Annotated in this window: 15 protein-coding genes; 7 read left to right on the forward strand and 8 right to left on the reverse strand. The window is 70.8% G+C overall.

The features are described 5' to 3' along the window. The first annotated feature begins 91 nt into the window (after window positions 1-91). The 4 genes from ADL29_RS25805 (at window position 92) to ADL29_RS25820 (ending at window position 3,133) form a co-directional block, all read left to right on the forward strand. Window positions 92-934, forward strand: a complete 843-nt coding sequence (locus ADL29_RS25805) for a YceI family protein (RefSeq protein WP_053925973.1) — start codon at window positions 92-94, stop codon at window positions 932-934. Window positions 935-1,249: 315 nt separating this feature from the next. After that, window positions 1,250-1,987, forward strand: a complete 738-nt coding sequence (locus tag ADL29_RS25810) for a DUF4232 domain-containing protein (protein ID WP_053925974.1) — start codon at window positions 1,250-1,252, stop codon at window positions 1,985-1,987. Between the two features lie 116 nt (window positions 1,988-2,103). Beyond that, a complete protein-coding gene (locus ADL29_RS25815) occupies window positions 2,104-2,514 on the forward strand; it encodes a RidA family protein (RefSeq protein WP_053925975.1) in 411 nt (136 codons plus the stop codon). A 241-nt stretch (window positions 2,515-2,755) separates the two neighbouring features. Beyond that, entirely contained in the window at window positions 2,756-3,133 is a 378-nt protein-coding gene (locus ADL29_RS25820) for a hypothetical protein (protein ID WP_053925976.1), read from the forward strand. A 106-nt stretch (window positions 3,134-3,239) separates the two neighbouring features. On the opposite strand, the gene ADL29_RS25825 is transcribed toward ADL29_RS25820, so the two are convergent. The 3 genes from ADL29_RS25825 to ADL29_RS25830 form a co-directional block, all read right to left on the reverse strand. Beyond that, complete coding sequence (locus ADL29_RS25825) at window positions 3,240-3,713, reverse strand: carboxymuconolactone decarboxylase family protein (RefSeq protein WP_053925977.1); 474 nt, start codon at window positions 3,711-3,713, stop codon at window positions 3,240-3,242. A 96-nt stretch (window positions 3,714-3,809) separates the two neighbouring features. After that, window positions 3,810-4,025 (reverse strand): DUF397 domain-containing protein, encoded by a 216-nt coding sequence (locus tag ADL29_RS41550; protein ID WP_078971283.1) that lies wholly within the window; start codon window positions 4,023-4,025, stop codon window positions 3,810-3,812. Next, window positions 4,022-4,852 (reverse strand): DUF5753 domain-containing protein, encoded by an 831-nt coding sequence (locus tag ADL29_RS25830; RefSeq protein ID WP_053925978.1) that lies wholly within the window; start codon window positions 4,850-4,852, stop codon window positions 4,022-4,024. The genes ADL29_RS41550 and ADL29_RS25830 overlap by 4 nt, the downstream gene beginning before the upstream one ends. Window positions 4,853-5,200: 348 nt before the next feature. Here ADL29_RS25830 and ADL29_RS46105 point away from each other — a divergent pair, with 348 nt between their 5' ends. The 3 genes from ADL29_RS46105 to ADL29_RS45480 all read left to right on the forward strand — a co-directional run bounded on the left by ADL29_RS46105 (window position 5,201) and on the right by ADL29_RS45480 (window position 7,029). Next, the gene (locus tag ADL29_RS46105) at window positions 5,201-5,326 is read left to right on the forward strand and encodes a hypothetical protein (protein ID WP_281181956.1); all 126 of its coding nucleotides are present in this window, start codon (window positions 5,201-5,203) and stop codon (window positions 5,324-5,326) included. 3 nt (window positions 5,327-5,329) lie between these two features. After that, window positions 5,330-6,511 carry a methyltransferase domain-containing protein gene (locus ADL29_RS25835; protein ID WP_053925979.1) on the forward strand — a complete coding sequence of 394 codons (1,182 nt, stop codon included), beginning with the start codon at window positions 5,330-5,332 and terminating at the stop codon, window positions 6,509-6,511. 86 nt (window positions 6,512-6,597) lie between these two features. After that, the gene (locus ADL29_RS45480) at window positions 6,598-7,029 is read left to right on the forward strand and encodes a hypothetical protein (protein WP_053925980.1); all 432 of its coding nucleotides are present in this window, start codon (window positions 6,598-6,600) and stop codon (window positions 7,027-7,029) included. Between the two features lie 277 nt (window positions 7,030-7,306). Here ADL29_RS45480 and ADL29_RS25845 read toward each other — a convergent pair whose 3' ends face one another. From ADL29_RS25845 to ADL29_RS25865, 5 genes are all read right to left on the reverse strand, one after another. Continuing rightward, window positions 7,307-7,876: a hypothetical protein gene (locus tag ADL29_RS25845; protein ID WP_157878580.1), complete on the reverse strand. Its 570-nt coding sequence runs from the start codon at window positions 7,874-7,876 to the stop codon at window positions 7,307-7,309. Window positions 7,877-8,061: 185 nt separating this feature from the next. Continuing rightward, entirely contained in the window at window positions 8,062-8,835 is a 774-nt protein-coding gene (locus ADL29_RS25850) for a TetR/AcrR family transcriptional regulator (RefSeq protein ID WP_053925982.1), read from the reverse strand. Between the two features lie 120 nt (window positions 8,836-8,955). After that, window positions 8,956-10,557 (reverse strand): MFS transporter, encoded by a 1,602-nt coding sequence (locus ADL29_RS25855; RefSeq protein ID WP_053925983.1) that lies wholly within the window; start codon window positions 10,555-10,557, stop codon window positions 8,956-8,958. A 102-nt stretch (window positions 10,558-10,659) separates the two neighbouring features. Next, window positions 10,660-12,795: an ArnT family glycosyltransferase gene (locus ADL29_RS25860; protein WP_078971284.1), complete on the reverse strand. Its 2,136-nt coding sequence runs from the start codon at window positions 12,793-12,795 to the stop codon at window positions 10,660-10,662. Further along, entirely contained in the window at window positions 12,795-14,042 is a 1,248-nt protein-coding gene (locus ADL29_RS25865) for a bifunctional glycosyltransferase family 2/GtrA family protein (RefSeq protein ID WP_053925984.1), read from the reverse strand. Before ADL29_RS25865 ends, ADL29_RS25860 begins: the two co-directional genes overlap by 1 nt. Between the last annotated feature and the right edge of the window lie 97 nt (window positions 14,043-14,139).

A 14,139-nucleotide genomic window follows, 5' to 3' on the forward strand; every position in this document is an offset into this window, starting at 1 on the left:
GCGGCGGCGCTGCGCACAGGCAGGGGACGGCCTGCACGCCGCCGTCCGGAGCCCGATTTTTTTTCGTACCAGGCAAAAAACGGGAGAGGCAATGACTTCGAGCGGCGCGGGAGCTGCCGGACTGCGGGCCCAGGTCCGCACGCGGGACGGCTGGGCCGTCCAGCACGCCGTACTGACCGTCACCGATATGACGGGTGCACAGGTGCTGCGCGCGGCGGCCGACGAGGAGGGCGCGGTCCGCAGCGAACAGCCGCTGCCGGCCGGTCCGTACACGGTCATCGCGACGGCGGTCGGCTACGCCCCGGCCGCCTCCAGCGCCATCGTGACGGCGAGCGGCCGCATGGACGTGGGCACCGTCGTCCTCGCCCGCCAGGGCGGCGCGGAACTGCCGCCCCCCGGCCCCTGGACCATCGACCCCATGCACTCCACCGTGGCCGCGGTCGCCCAGCACCTGGGCATCTCCAGCGTGCACGGCCGGTTCACCGAGTTCGGCGGCCGGATCGAGATCGCCGAGGACCTGGCGAAGTCGCGCGTCGAGGCGTCCATCAAGGCCGCCTCCATCGACACCGGGAACGGCATGCGCGACGGCCACCTGCGCTCGGAGGACTTCCTGAACGTGGCGGAGTTCCCGGAGCTCACCTACCGCAGCGAAGGCCTCTCCCCGGCCGGCCCCGACCGCTGGACCGTCCACGGCGAGCTCTCCCTGCACGGCGTCGTCCGCCCCGTCGACCTCAGCCTGAGCTACCTCGGCACCGGCCCCGACCCGTGGGGCGGCGTCCGCGCGGCCTTCCGCGCCACCGCCGAACTGCGCCGCGAGGACTTCAAGATGAACTACAACCAGGTCGTGGCGGCCGGCATCGCGGCGATCGGGACGACGCTCAAGGTCGAGCTCGACATCCAGGCGGTGCAGGGGGAGAGCCTGCCGATGGGGTGACCGGTGACGCGCCGCGGCGGCGGCCCCGCGGCCCGGGGCGAGCCGCCGCCAGGAGTGCACCTCTCCGGCGTAACCGCTGCCGTGGTCCCAGCCGTCCGGATCCTCCGCCCACGGCCCGTCCTCGTCCCCGAGCTCACACGAGTCGAATCCGTCGGCCGCGGCCTGGTTCTCCGGGTCTTCCCCGGTGCCGTTTCCCCTGCTCACCACCGTGTTAGCCAGACATTAGCGGAGCGGCAGCCTCCCGACAGCGGCCCCGGTCAGAGTGGATGACGTACCAAGGAGACAACGACACCAACCGCCCCCGGGGGACCCGAAATGAGCTCCAGCACCACTCGCACCGCTCGCCGCCGCACCCTGCGCATCGCCGTCGCGGCCCTGACCGCAGCCGCCGGCCTCACCCTGACCGCCTGCTCCGGCTCGGACGCCACCGACGCGAAGCCCGCGGGCCGGACGGACACGAGCGCGGCCGCCCCCGGGTCGAGCGGCGCGGACTCCTCCGCCGGATCGCAGGGCTCCGGCGCCAAGACGGACCCCGGTGCCCACCCCGACAAGGCGGGCTCCGCGGGCAACCAGTCGGGCAAGCAGTCGGGCGGTGGCCAGGCCGCCAACGGCGGCAAGGCGGGCTCGGGCGTCCAGCGCTGCCACACCTCCGGCCTGAAGGCGTCGTTCGCCACGGGCGGCGATGCGGCCCCGGACCCGAACGCGAGCGGCTCGACGACCACCAGCGTCGTGCTGACCAACAAGGGCAGCAGCACCTGCGTGATCGGCGGCTTCGCCGGCGTGGACCTCAAGTCCGAGAACGGCGGCGAGCGCTGGTCGCTGGCCCGCTCGTCGGCCAAGCACGGCTCGATCACCCTGAAGCCCGGCGACAGCACCGACTTCACGATCAACGTCGTCATGACCAAGGAGGACAAGGGCTTCTACCAGCCCGCCTTCGCGGACGTCACCCCGCCCAACGAGACCAAGTCGATCACCATCAAGTGGCCCTGGGGCACGCTCGTCGACCAGCGCGGCGCCACCCACCCGGGCACCTTCGTCAACCCCATCGGCTGACCACCTGGAACGGCCTGCCGCCGTAGGTCCGCCGGTCAGGAAAATTGCGTCGAATGCCGAGCGGACCTCTGAAAAGCTGCGGGGCGCCCCTGTGTATGACGCGAAAGGGAAAGCCCGTGCCCCGTGCCGTTACGTTGATCCGCTCCGCCTCCCTGTCCGGCGTCGCCGAGTACGCCTACGCGGCCACGGCACCGGCTGAGTCCCGGCTGATCTTTCTCGCCGGTGCGTGTCCGCTGAACCAGGACGGCTCGACCGCAGCGGTCGGGGACTTCGCCGGCCAGGCGGCCAAGGCCCTGGAGAACATGCGGACCGCGCTCGCGGACGCCGGCGCGGAGCTGGCGGACGTCATCAGCACCCGCGTCCTGGTCGCCTCCCAGCGGCAGCCGGACCTGGTGACCGCGTGGGAGGTCGTCCGGGACGCGTTCGGCGCCCACGATGTCCCGTCCACATTGATGGGCGTCACCGTGCTCGGCTACCACGACCAGCTCGTGGAGATCGAAGCCGTGGCAGCCGTCCTTGATTCCTGAGCCGGCAGAACGTCTGCGGCGGCGCGACGTCGTGCGAACCCCGGTACAGGCCGGCGGCCCCTAGCACACACCCCGCTCCCCCGCCCCCGATTTCGGTCCAGATCGAATAGATGGTGCGACCCCGGCTACTCGGGCAAACTGCCTGTCGCGACGGCGAGTACGGCCCCCTCGTGCCGCGGCCGCGGCAGGGTGCCGTACGTCACGTCGCGCGAAAGGACCACGAACCACAGGGGGAACAACCATGCGCAAGATCACCAGGGCCGCCGCGGCACTCGCACTGGCCGTCGGTGCCACCACCATGGTCACCGCGACCAACGCCAGCGCCGCCCCGGCGGAGGGCACCGTGCACGGCTGTCAGGCCGGGGCCTTCTGCATCTACCCGCAGGACGCCGGCTGGAACAACGACCGCCCGTCGCACCAGTTCTTCAGCTACGGGGCCCACAACCTGTCGAACCAGGTCGGCAACCACATGATCTTCAACAACCAGACCGGCGGCGCCTGGGCCCGCACCTGCACCGGCTACAACGGCACCGGCGACTGCCAGGGCTGGATGGCCGCCGGCCAGTACTTCGTCAAGGACCTGACGCCGATCAACTCGGTTCTGCTGATCCGGCAGTAGCCGTTGACCCGCTAACCGTCGACCCGTTCGGGCCGGGCCTCCGTTGTGGGGCCCGGCCCGATCCGTCGCGGCTGTCGCGTGACACCGCCCCCGCGGCCGCTCTTCGCTATGCGAACTGGCCGGGCCGGTAGTCGCCGGCGGGCTGCTGGACGATGACGTTCAGGCGGTTGAAGGTGTTGATGAGGGCGATGGTCGACACCAGGGCGGCGAGCTGCTCCTCGTCGAAGTGCTTGGCGGCGTTCGCCCAGGCATCCTCCGTGACCCCGCCGGCCGCGTCGGCGATGCGGGTCCCCTGCTCCGTCAGCTCCAGAGCGGCGCGCTCGGCATCGGTGAACACCGTGGCCTCCCGCCAGGCCGCGACCAGGTTGAGGCGGGTCGAGGTCTCCCCTGCGTGCGCGGCGTCCTTGGCGTGCATGTCGGTGCAGAAACCGCAGCCGTTGATCTGACTGGCCCGGAGCTTCACCAGCTCCTGCGTCGCAAGCGGCAGCGTCGAGTCCGCGAGCACCTTGCCCGCGGCGACGATGTGCTTCCCGAACTTGGCTGCGACCGGGCTGGTGAAAAGGTTCAGACGGGCTTCCATGGTGCACTCCTTGCCGTTGCTGGCGGATACACCTCTATGACGGGGCAGCGCGGCGAGGTGTGACACGGCCGAAGGTGACGCGCGTCTCATCCCCACTTACGCTTCGGGGAAGCCGCCTCTTCGCACAGTGCCGACGAAGGCGGTCCAGGCGTGTGGAGAGAAGCGGAGTTCCGGGCCGGGGTTCTTGGAGTCGCGGACGGGGACCGTGCCTGCGGCGACGGCAGCGGGAACCCATTCGAGGCAGTCGCTACCGTGCTCGGCCCCGCTGTAGCTGGACTTCGCCCACTCGCGAGCGGCAGGGTTTGTGGTCACGTCAGCGCCTCCATCTGTCCCCTGATCAGGCGTGCGCTCTCCCGGGTTGAAAGCGCCTCCCCTGTCAGGCCATCGTAGGCACGCATCGCTTCCCGCACCTGCTCCGGGTCGTCAATAATCGCCACCGTACGGTATGCCTCAACGCAGACAAGCGTCAGATGATTTGGCCCGGTGAGGAACCTGGCCCCTCCGTCAATGAACAGATGAGCCTCTGCATCCAACGGCAGGACCTGAATCCGGATAGCGGCTTTGGCGCCATGGGCCAATAGCGCGGCGAGTTGACCCCGCATGATGTCGCGACTGCCGATCTGTCGGCGGATCACGGACTCGCAGAGTACGACGCGTACGTCTGGAGGGGCGTCCCGCTTCAGGATGTCTTGTCGAGCCAGCTGGGCGGCGACCTTCGCTTTGATCTCCTCCTCACTCGCACGTGGTGCCCCGCCACGGAGCAAGGTGCGTGCATAGTCCGCGGTTTGCAGAAGGCCGGGCACGACCGTCGGGGACCACTGCCGTACGACTATTGCCTCCCGCTCCAATGCCACCCCCCGTCGGTATTGCGCCGGGAAGGACTGCGCCACGATCTCCTCGTACAGCCGCTTGAAGAGACCGTCCGTCGAGAACACCTGGTCCAGCAGGGGCGGGAGATTCGACGGGATCGGGCCCGCGCACGTCTCCACACGGCCGATCGTGGACTTCGAGGTCCGGAGCATGCGGGCTAACTGGTCCTGGCTCAGCCGCATTTCCGGGTAGAGCTCGCGGCTACTGCGGCACTCCTCCGCGAAGCGTCGACGGGGGTCATCTGCGTTGACACCCTCTGATTCCTTCATCACTTCCCCTGCCCACGGAACTGGTCGCATGGAGCGAAAACGACGTCGCCGCAGCTCAGGCAGGCACGCATATGCCCCACGGCCCAATCGTTTGGTTGGTCACCAAAGCCCTTCCACAGTACCCACCCCTGACCCATCCTTGTAACCAACCAGCCACATTCAGTGAGGAGTTGGGATGGCCGACCAACGGCACAGCGAGCCCCCATGCCCCGATTGCGACACGCTCAAGGTCCAGTTGGAGACCGCCTTGCACTTCGGCGACCTCTCCGAAGCCGTCGACCTCCGGGTGCTTTTGCGACGCCACCCGCGCCACGACGACACACCCGTCGCCTCAGAGAGGAAGCACGCATGAACACGGTCCTGCGCCAGAACGACGGCGGCGACAAACTGCCCGGCGAGCCCTACCCCGGCCCCCACCCGCAGCCGACCCCCGACGGCGGCCCCGGCGTCCCCAACCCTCCGAAGGCCTCCTGACAAGTGACCACCACCCACACACCCAACGAGCGCCCCGGCCACGCCGAGCTGGGGCGTGTCCTGGCGGCCGCCGGTGCCCTGTCCCCGGACTGGGCGCCCGCCTTTGCCGCCGTGCCCCGGTCCGCCTTCCTCCCGGACCTGATGTGGCCCTTCGACATGGCGACCGGGCAGAGCGGGGCCGTATCCAGGCCGGACGCGCCGGACATCTGGCATGCGTACGCGGACGACGCCGACGTACCGATCGTCACCCAGTGGGACGACGGCCAGCACACCGGCCTCGAGCCGGGCACGGCTCCCACCAGCTCCGCGTCCATGCCCTCCGTCGTCTTCCGGATGCTGCAGGACCTCGACCTGCGGCCCGGCCACAAGGCGCTGGAGATCGGCACCGCCACCGGCTGGAACGCGGCGCTGATGGCGCACCGTGCGGGCCCGCACCACGTCGTCACGGTGGAGGTGGACGAGGCCGTGGCCGCCGCCGCCCGTGCGACGGCGGAGCGGCTGGGGCTGCCCGTACGGGTCGTGCAGGGAGACGGGTCCCACGGGTGTCCCGAGGCCGCGCCGTACGACCGGATCATCGCCACCTGCGGGCTCCGGTCCGCCCCGTACGCCTGGGTGGAACAGTGCCGGCCCGGCGGCGTCATCGTGGCCCCGTGGGGGACGGACTACGGGAATGGCGACGCGGTGGCACGGCTGGTCGTGTCGCCGGACGGGCGCAGCGCCTGCGGGCGGTTCACCGGGCCCGTGGAGTTCATGAAGCTGCGGGCACAGCGGGCGGCGCATCCGCTCCACTCCGCGTACGTCACGGGCGGCGTGGCCGACGGGGACGAGACGTCCACGACGGTCACGGAGGCGGAGTTCGTGGGGGATCGGTTCACGCCCCAGCGGTTCGTGCTCGGGCTGCGGGTGCCGCGGTGTCGGCAGGTCATCGCGGAGAAGAGCGACGGGGGCCGTCCGGTGTGGCTCTACGGGACGGACGATCGGTCGTGGGCCTGTGTCTGGTTCCGGGACGGAGGGGCCGCGCGGGTCTGGCAGGCGGGGCCGCGGCGGCTGTGGGACGAGGCGGCGGCCGCGTACCGGTGGTGGGAGGAGAACGGCAGGCCGGGGCCGGAGCGGTTCGGGCTCACCGTCACGGCGGAGGGGCAGTCCGTCTGGCTTGATGAGCCGGGCTGCTCCTGGAGCGTGTGAGAGCCGTCCCGCCGAGCGAAGGAAGACCCCCGCGACCTGGCCGGGTCCGGGGGCATGGCCAACAGCTTTCCAGAGGAGCTGAAGACATGCGTGACCTTAGCGTGGTCCTGTTAGCGCGTCTCGTAGTTGCCCTTATCTCCGTAGCGCGGCCGCATCCGGCCCTGATCCGCTGGGCCGAGCGGCTGTTCCCGGCGAACGGGCGGCACCGCGCCGCTGCCCCCGCTCCGGCACCCGGCCGTTCGTACGCGCGGCCTCGCCCCATCTGCCTGCCGTCCCACAAGAGCCCCTACGCCCAGGAGGCGGCCGCCGACGCGCCCTTCGAGGAGCTGCCCCTTCCCGTTCGGCCCTACGTCCTCGCACCCCGCGCCCCGGAGCCCGCCGACCCCGAGCACCTCGCGCAGGCGGAACGGCGCTGGGCCCTCGACATGGCTCTCCGCGGTATCGACGTCGGCCCGAGCCGCATCCACGGCGTCGAGGTTTCGCCGGACCGGGGGACCGTCGCCGAGGCGGTGGGCTGACATGCCCGAGCCGCCGTCTCCGTCACCTCACGCGCCCCCGCAGCCCCGGCTGTGCGGCGCCGTCCGGCCCGTGGAGCGCAACAATCCCCGGCCGTGTGCGCGGGCCGAGCACTGCGAGGGAGACCATGTGGACCGGCAGGGGGTCGCGTGGACCGGCCACACGTCCGGGGACCAGGTCGCTTCCTCGCTTCGGGACTGATGGATGCATACGGCCGGGGCGGCGCCACGGTGCCGCCCCGGCCATGGGGTCCCGGTTCTTCAGGACGAGGTCGGTGTGTCAGGTGAAGACGGCCGTGGCCACGCCCGTGAGATCTTGCAGGCCCTGTGAGGTCTGGCACTTGGTGGTGTCCGAGGCCGTCGCGGTGACCTGGATGGTCGCCTTCTGGCCCGTGAAGCGGCCTGACTGGACGTCTCCTCCGATGATGATGAGCTTGCTGCCCGAGGAGGGGCCGTTGCTGATCCCGAACGAAGCGACCTTGATGGTGCTGGTCTTGTCGCCCTGCGCATGAGCTTGCGGCCAGTTCAGCACGATCGTCCCGTCGGGGTCACGGCTGGTGACGCAGGAAGCGAAGACGTCGATGCTGACGGATGTGACCGTCATCGACTCGCCCAGCGGCAGGGGGCAGGAGTACGTGCCGCCATCGGTCGAGACCTTGACCTTCGGGAGTTGGCTGTTCGGCGGCTCGACGGGCTGGAGTTTCAGACCCGGCTGGAAGTGCAGATGCTGATTGCCGGAGCAGTTGGCTGCGGCGTGGGCCGAGACCGCTCCGGGGCCGACCAGAAACCCCATCATCAGTGCTGCTACGAAGAGCGGAGACAGGACCCTCCGCACAGTGACTCTTGCCACGATGTGTTCCTCCCTGGGAACGCGAGCTGGTGTCGCCCGTCCCGGGCACAGCGCCCGGCTCACCGGCTCACCGACATCGTTCAGAGTGCGGGCGGAGGGATTGGCTGAAAAGGCCGGTGCGGGAGGCAGGCAGGAGTGCATAGGGGGCGCAGGGAGCGAACTTCGGGCGCGGCTTCGCGCCGCAGCTAGCCCCGCCCCCGCATCGCCTCGATCCCCGCGATCTGGAGGTCGAGCGCGACCCCGAAATCCCGGTCGAGCATCTCCACCACGCTTGCGCCCTCGCTGACGGAGGCGGCCCGGGAGGACAGCTCGACGATTTCGGCGAACTCCTGGCGGTTCGAGAGGACCGTCATGACCTGCGTGAAGTAGTCGTCGAGGCTCATGCCGACGGCACGGCAGCGGGCTTCGTGCATGGCCCGGATCGTGGAGAAGCCGTAGACGAAGTGGAAGAGCGACGCCAGGGCGCCCGAGGTGGTCTCCGGGTCCAGGCCGGTGCGGCGCATCACCCGCATGGTGGCGTTGGAGAAGGCCACCGAATGCGGGCCGATGTTGATGAACTCGCCCAGGAGCCGGGCCGCCCACGGGTGGCGGAGCAGCATGTCGCGGTAGCCGGTGGCGAGGAGGCGCAGCTGGTCGCGCCAGTCGGCGGTGGCGTCCGATTCGTCGGGGAGGGCCATTTCACCGGCCACCGCGTCCACGGCCAGCTCGAGCAGGTCGTCCTTGGTGTCGACGTACCAGTAGACGGACATCGCGGTGACGCCCAGCTCGGCGGCGAGCCGGCGCATGGAGAACTTCGCCAGGCCCTCGGCGTCCAGCAGCCGGACCGTCGCCGCGACGATCTTGTCGAGGTCGAGTCCGGCCGGCTGGTCCGCCTTGCGGGTGAGCGGGGGGCGCTCGGTCAGCCAGACGCTGTTCGGGCGCGTCGGCCGCTTCCTGGCACGGCCGTCCGTCGCTGCCATGGGCGCCCCCTTGGTCGTCGTTGGTCGTCGTTGGTCGTTGCTGGTCGTTGCTGGTGTCGATCACTGTGCATTGATCACTGGGCACTGATCACTGCGCATCGATCACGTACATGGTCGATGCTATTCCGCCGGGGCGGTGGACGGTGCCGGTACGGACGGCGTTCCGGCTTCCCGGCCAGTGGGTTCCGCCTCCTGACCAGTGGGTTCCGCCTCCTGGCCGGACCGTTCGGCGCGGCGCAGGAGCAGTGCGGCGAGCAGTCCGCCGAGGAACACGGCGGCCGCGCCGACCAGCTGGCTGGTGCCGATGCCGGTGGCGAAGGCGTCCTGGACGGCGGAGCGTTCGGCGTCCGTACGGGTGTGGGCGAGGGCCGCGGGGAGTGAACCGGCGCCCGCCGCCACCACCGGGAGCAGCGCCACGAAGCGGGAGTTGAGGACCGCGCCGAGGACCGCGACGCCCAGCCCCTGTCCGAACTCCATCAGCGTGCCGTTGACACCCGCGCCCACGCCGGCCTTGGCGGGCGGGATGGCGGACATGATGGCGTTGGCCATGGCGGGCATGGCGAGTGCGACGCCGAGGCCCATCACGATCAGGCCGGTCAGCATGCCGCCGTAGCCGTGCCCGCCGAGCAGGGATATCGCGGCGAGGCCGGCGGCGAGCAGCGACATCCCCGAGACGATCATTCCGGGGGTGCCGAGCCTGGGCATCAGGCGGGCGCCCAGACCGGTGAAGTTGATCAGGATGACGGTGACGGCGAGCGGCGCCATGCGCAGTCCGGCCTCCAACGGGCCGTAGCCGAGCACGAATTGGAGGTGCTGGGTGAGGAGGAAGATGGAGCCGCCCATGCCGAAGGCGACGAGGATGCCGCCGGAGACCGCGCCGATGAAGCGGCGGTTGCGGAAGAAGTGCATGTCCAGCATGGGGTAGGGGACGTGCAGCTCCCAGAGGGCGAAGGCGGCGAGGCCGGCGGCTCCGACGGCGGCGGAGAGCAGCACCTGGGTCGACGTCCAGCCGGTCACCGGACCGGTGATGATCGCGTAAACGACGCCGACCATGCCGATCATGGACAGCAGTGCGCCGAGGAGGTCGGGCCGGTCGCCGCTGGGGTTCTTGGATTCGGGGACGAGGCTGAGCACGGCCAGCAGCGCGATCACCGCGACGGGGAGATTGACCAGGAAGAGCGACCCCCACCAGAAGTGGTCGAGGAGCGCGCCGCCGATCAGCGGGCCGGCGGCGAAGCCGAGGGAGTTGACCGAGCTCCAGATGCCTATGGCCTTGGGGCGCTCGGCGTCGTCAAAGATCTGCATGACGACGGCGAGGGTGGTGGTCACCAGGAGCGCGCCCCCGATGCCCATACCGGCGCGGGCGGCGATCAGCTGGGCGGGCGACTGGGCGAGGGCGGCGCCGAGTGAGGCGACGCCGAACAGCGCCAGGCCGATGGCCAGCATCTTCTTACGGCCGTAGCGGTCGGCGGCGTTGCCCGCGGTGAGCAGCAGACCGGACTGGACGAGCGAATAGGCGCTGATCGTCCACTGGACGTCGGCGGTGGTCGCGCCCAACTCCTTGGTGAGGGAGGGGATGGCGACGTTGAGGACGGTGTTGTCGAGGATGACGGTGAGCTGGGCGAGACAGATGACCCCGAGTATCAGCCACCGGGCGGCGTTGCGGCCGGGTGGCTGGAGGGGGGCGGTGGAGGTCACGGGGGACGTTCGGGCTCCGGGCATAGGGGCTCCCTGTACGGTGCGGCGGCGTGAGCGGATGCCATACACCGTACAGGGAGTCTTATACGCCGTACATTTGATTTTTGGTGGGGGCGAAAGGGCTGGTCAGCGCCGCTGTGTCAGGTCGTAGAAGGGGGCGCCGCCGACGGTGATCTTCTTGAAGGTCTTCTCGACCCAGGAGGTGATCCCTGACGAGCCTCCCTTGCCGCTGCCGGGGCCGCCGCGGCCGCCACCAGTGCCGCCCTCGGGGCCGCCCGGACCGCGGAAGCCGCTCCGTCCGCCGGCGATGAAGTAGTGGATCTTCCCGTCCGCGACGTACTTCTTGAACCGCGCGAGGGTCGGCGACGGGTCGCTGCCGTTGAAGCCGCCGATCGCCATCACCGGTTTCCGGGTGGCGAGTTGATAGCTCGCGGCGTTCTGGGAGGCGATCGTCGCGGCGGCCCAGGTGTAGTCCCCGGCGTTCTTCTCGAGCAGCGCCTGCGCCTCGGCGCCGACCTTGGCGCCGTTGAGCAGGCCGCCCATGCCGCCCGTACGGCCGCCCGCCTTGCCGCCGGTTCCGCCCGGCATACGGCCGGGCCTTCCGCCGCCCATTCCGCCGGGCATTCCGCCGGGAAATACGCGCGGGCCGCCCTTGAACCGGCCCGTACCACCGGGGAACCTGCCGCCGCCCGGCCCGCCGAAAGCGCCCTTGACCTGGGGTCCGGCCGTGATGATCGACCCTCCCTTGGCGGTCTCGACCGTGTCCAGGACGTAGGCGAGAGGCCCGGCCAGCGCGGTCACCACGGCGAGCCCGGCCGCGGCGGCGGCGAGGCGGGACGGCGTACGAGAAGGCGTACCTGCCGCCGCCCGGCCCCATAGCGCCGCCAGCAGCCCCAGCGCCGCCAGCAGACCGAGCACCAGCACCGTCCACCGCAGCCACGGCAGCCAGTTGGGCGAACGGTTCAGCAGGACGTACGACCAGCCGACGGTCACCGCGGCCGTACCGGCGAGGACGGCGGACGCGAGCGGGCCGCCGCGCCGCCACAGCACCGTGGCACCCATGCCGACCAGCGCCGCGACATAAGGCGCCAGCGCGATGTTGTAGTACTGGTGGAAGATCCCGGACATGAAGCTGAAAGTCACGAACGTCATCAGCAGCGCACCGCCCCAGACCAGGAACTCCGCCCGCTGACCGGCCTGTTCGGCTTGCATGGCCTGTGCGGCCTGTTCGGCCTGTTCGGTCCCTACGGCCTGCTCGGCGGCCACCGTGCGCCGCGCACGCCACAGCACGCACACCGCCGCGACCAGCAGAATCAGCGCGGCGGGCAGCAGCCAGGAGATCTGACCTCCCATGTCGGACGAGAACAGCCGGGTGATCCCGGTCTCCCCCCAGCCGCCACCGCCGCCACCGCCGAGACGGCCGCCCCCGCCGACGCTCCCCGTCTCATCGCCGGTGATCCGCCCGAAGCCGTTGTAGCCGAAGGTCAGCTCCAGAAAGCTGTTGTGCTGCGAACCGCCGATGTACGGCCGCGAGGACGCCGGCCACAGCTCGACGGCCGCCACCCACCAGCCGCCGGAGACCACCATCGCCAGCCCGCCCAGCAGCAGCTGACCGAACCGGCGGCGCAGTGCGACCGGCGCACAGCAGGCGTAGACCACGGCCAGCGGCGGCAGGATCAGCCATGCCTGCAGCGTCTTGGTGAGAAAGCCGAGCCCGAAGCAGAGCCCGGCCAGCACCAGCCACTTCGTCCGGCCGTCCGCCAGCGCGCGCAGTACGGCCGCGACCGCGCACACCATCAGCAGGCACAGCAGCGCATCGGGGTTGTTGAAACGGAACATCAGCGCGGCCACCGGCGTCAGCGCCAGCACCCCGCCCGCCAGCAGCCCCGCCGCCGCGCCGAACCGCCGCCGCACGGCCGCGTACAGCACACCGACCGTCGCGACGCCCATCAGCGCCTCGGGCACCAGGATCGCCCAGGAGCCGAGCCCGAAGAGCCGTACGGACAACGCCATCGGCCACAGGGCGGCCGGGGGTTTGTCGACGGTGATGGCGTTGGCCGCGTCGGAGGAGCCGAAGAAGAACGCCTTCCAGCTCTCGCTGCCGGCCTGTACGGCTGCCGAGTAGAACTGGTTGGCGTAGCCGTTGGCGCTCAGGTTCCAGAGGTAGAGCACGGCGGTGGCCAGCAGGAGCGCCACCAGGGCGGGGCGCGCCCAGCGGGGGTCCTGGGCTCCGGCCGGTGCCTCGGGGTGGTGCGGGGTCATCAAACGCTCCTGGCGAGGTCGTCGCGGTCGGTCCGGTCGGTCCGGTCGGATGCGGGGTCCGGCTGCGGGAACACCCACGCCCGGAAGAGCAGGAACCGCAGCACCGTCGCCGCGAGGTTGGCGGCCACCAGCACGGCGAGTTCGGTGCCGTGCGAGGGGTTCCCGGTGGCGGTGTCCAGGGCGGCGAGGGAGCCGCTGGTCAGGGCCAGTCCGATGGCGAACACGACCAGCCCCTGGGCCTGGTGGCGGACCGCCCGTTCGCGGCCCCGCACCCCGAAGGTGAGCCTCCGGTTGGCGGCCGTGTTGCCGATGGCGGACACCAGCAGGGCGGCGGCATTGGACAGTTGGGGACCCAGGCCGAGCCGGAAGAAGGAGTACAGGCCCAGATAGAGGAGGGTGCTCAGCACCCCGACGACACAGAAGCCGACCAGCTGACGGGCCAGTCCGCCCGGTACGCCGCTCAGCTCGCGGTCGCGCGGATCGTCGCCGAAGGGCCGCGCGAGCCGGTCCAGCGGCAGGCGTCCGGTGGCCAGCGCCCGCCCCACCCGCCATACGCCCTTGAGGTCATCGGCCGCCGTCCGCACGATGTGCACGGTGCTGTCGGGGTCATCGACCCAGTCCACCGGCACCTCGTGGATCCGCAGCCCGGCCCGCTCCGCGAGCACCAGCATCTCGGTGTCGAAGAACCACCCGGTGTCCTCCACCATCGGCAGCAGCCGCTCGGCGACATCGCCCCGTACGGCCTTGAACCCGCACTGCGCATCGGAGAACCGCGCGGCGAGCGAGCCCCGCAGGATGAGGTTGTACGTGCGCGAGATGAACTCCCGCTTAGGGCCGCGCACCACCCGCGCGCTCCGGCTCAGCCGCGAGCCGATCGCCAGATCCGAGTGGCCGGATATCAGGGGCGCGACCAGCGGCAACAGGGCGTTGAGGTCCGTGGACAGATCGACGTCCATATAGGCCAGCACCGGCGCCTCGGACAGTGTCCATACGGTGCGCAGCGCCCGGCCCCGGCCCTTCTGCTCCAGCCGTACGGCGGTGACCTCGTCGATCGCGTCATCGAGCCGGGCGGCGACCTCGGGGGTGCGGTCGGTGCTCGCGTTGTCGGCGATGGTGATCCGGAAGCCGTACGGGAAGGTCCGGGCGAGGTGGCTGTGGAGGCGCCGTACGCAGGGTTCGAGGTCGGTCTCCTCGTTGTGGACGGGGATCACGACGTCGAGGACCGTCTCGGTCCGGCCGGGGCGCAGATGCTCGCGGGGCGGGAGGGAGTCGAGGGGTGGGCGGGCCGATGGCGGATGGGTCGAGGGCGGGTGGGTGGTTGGCGGGTGGGTGGTTGGCGGGTGG

Source organism: Streptomyces chattanoogensis (genome assembly GCF_001294335.1).
GTDB lineage: Bacteria > Actinomycetota > Actinomycetes > Streptomycetales > Streptomycetaceae > Streptomyces > Streptomyces chattanoogensis.